Consider the following 2595-nt stretch of genomic DNA (forward strand, 5'->3'; position numbering starts at 1 on the left):
CCATAATAGATTTCATGTCATTTTCAGATATAGATTTTATATGTATTTCTCCATCTTCTAAGTTTAATAATTTTTCCTGAAAATCATCGTCTATTAAAATTGCCATTTGAATTTGATTAGTTATTAAAAAAATTTTATAATCTTCTTCTTTAATATTTACAATATCTACATCTTCAATTTCATCCATACTTTGTATCATTTCCCTGGAAACGTATGTATTGTCTTTGTCTACTACACCAATTCTAAAATTATATTCTGTAGAAAACTCGAAACTAAAAAATATTATTATAAAAATTGGAACTATAATTCCCATTATGATGTATTCATTTTTTTTCATTAATATTTTAAGAGTATCTATGATAAATTTAATCAACTCTTACACCTACTTTTTCTTTTGACGTTACATAACATATTATCAATAATAAAATTGATATTCCCATAAAAAAACATATTGAAATAATAGGATAATTTGTGTTAAGTCCATTACTTAAACTTAGTAATGAAATATTGATCCAGTAGGTAGGAGATAGTTTAGAAAGAAAACTTGTAACATTTGATGATTCTAATAAATATATAGGTGCATAGGCCCCTCCTAAGAATCCCATTACTACAATTAAAATATTACTCATTATAATAGCTGTTTTATAATTAGAGAATATATTGAATATAGATATTCCTAATATAGAACTAAAGATAATGAATGATATTAAAACGATAAACACAGTCAGTAAATCTTTACCCCAGTTAGCATGTAAAAATTTTATACTTATAAAATAAATAATTAAAATTTGCAATATGCCTATTACTAAACCTAATATTAATTTTGAAATCAATTTATTCATATCATTACTTTTCAAGTTTTTAAAATTTGATATTCTATAAGAATTTTTGTCTTGATATATGGATAAATACGTAATTATTGATATGTATAGTATTATCAAAGTAAGCTGTGTAAAAGTATAATAAGTAAATGAGTTTACTTCTTCTTGTTGGATATTATCTGATATTAAAAATATTGATATTTGATTATTTATTATTTTTTCTAATTCATTAGGATTATTTCTTCCTATACCTTCTAATAAAGCATATTTTTTGTGACATTGCTCAAAGATGTTTCTAAATATTTTACTTTCACTACTTTCTTTATTTTCATTTCTAAAATATTTATAACTATCTCCATTTAATTCAATGAAACTTATAGCTTTATTATTATTTACTTTCTTAATAGCTACTTCAATTTTATCAGCTTGAATAAAGTTGACATTTGTTTGTTTCTCAAATTCTACCATAAAATTATAAAAAAACTTAAGTTCTTTATCACCAGAATTACTTATTCTATAATATATAATCTTGTCTCTAAATATATTATTATCCATACTCATATGTCCATCTAGAGTTGTTCCCATAATCATTATAATAATTAAAGGAAATATAAACATGGTCACAACATATATCTTATTTTCAAAAAATTGTTTGATTTCTTTTTTTATTAAATAAAATAAAGTCAAATTTATCACCCATCCTTAAATTTAATTTTCTTCGAGTCTATTAACAAATATATTAATTAATTATTTATTTATTAATCATTACTTATATAAATATTTATGTTTTGTAAATATTCCATATTCCAAAGTTAAATATAAGGAGTAATTTATACATAAAAAAGAGCTATTCTAAAATTTAATAATTTCAAAATAACTCTTTTTATAAAACTTTATATTATTTATGAATTTAAACTCTAAGCAATATCTTCTTTTGATTTTTTATTAGAGTTTTTACTCTTAACAAAATTTCCTATTACTGCTGCTATTAATGCAGGTACTACCCAGTTAAATCCTAAATCTGTAAGTGGTAAAGAATTTATAACTGGTATTTTAATATTGAAGCTTGCAGCTACATTTAATATACTTACAAATAATGCTGTATAAGTCCCAAACTTGAATACATTATCATTATTAATTTTATTACCCACTAGTGTAAATAATATAAGCACTATTGTTGGTGGATATATAAGTGTTAATATTGGTGCTGAGAATTGTATTATCGTATTTACACCAAAATTAGATACTACTAAACTAAATGCACAAACAATTATTACTACAGTTTCATATTTTATTTTGTCATTTGTTAATTTTGAGAAGTATTGTCCAGTCGCTGATGTTAAGCCTATTGCTGTAGTTAAGCATGCAAGCGTAACTATTAACGCTAATATAATTTTACCTGGATATCCTAATAACATCTCAGTTATAGAAACTATTAATACTGCCTGTGAAATGTTTGAATCAAACATAGTAGATACAGTTGCACCTAAGAACGTTAACCCTCCGTAAACTATGAATAATCCTGTCGCAGCTATTAAGCCAGCTCTGCATGTTAATTTAATTTTTTCATTTTGATTAGTATACCCTTTGTCAGATAAACTTGATATTAATATAGCTGATAAAGATACAGCTCCTAATGCATCAAGAGTTTGGTATCCTTGGTATATACCTTCTGAGAATACTCCACTTATTCTTGATGGTTCTATTGTTCCTAATGGATTTAATACACCTATTACAATTAATGCTATTAATGCTATTAATAATGCTGGTGTTA

3 protein-coding genes are annotated in these 2595 nt (G+C 23.8%); all 3 read right to left on the reverse strand.

Annotated elements, in window-relative coordinates; translation table 11 throughout:
• Positions 1–337: ABC transporter permease (locus J7G74_RS15455; protein WP_297136964.1), on the reverse strand; the 337-nt coding region annotated here is incomplete at its 3' end.
• Between the two features lie 28 nt (positions 338–365).
• On the reverse strand, positions 366–1508 hold the full coding sequence (locus tag J7G74_RS15460) for an ABC transporter permease (protein ID WP_297136966.1): 1143 nt from the start codon (positions 1506–1508) through the stop codon (positions 366–368).
• Positions 1509–1738: 230 nt separating this feature from the next.
• On the reverse strand, positions 1739–2595 hold an 857-nt coding region (locus J7G74_RS15465), incomplete at its 5' end, for a branched-chain amino acid transport system II carrier protein (protein ID WP_297136969.1).

This window comes from Terrisporobacter sp., assembly GCF_017888745.1.
Taxonomy (GTDB): Bacteria; Bacillota; Clostridia; order Peptostreptococcales; family Peptostreptococcaceae; genus Terrisporobacter.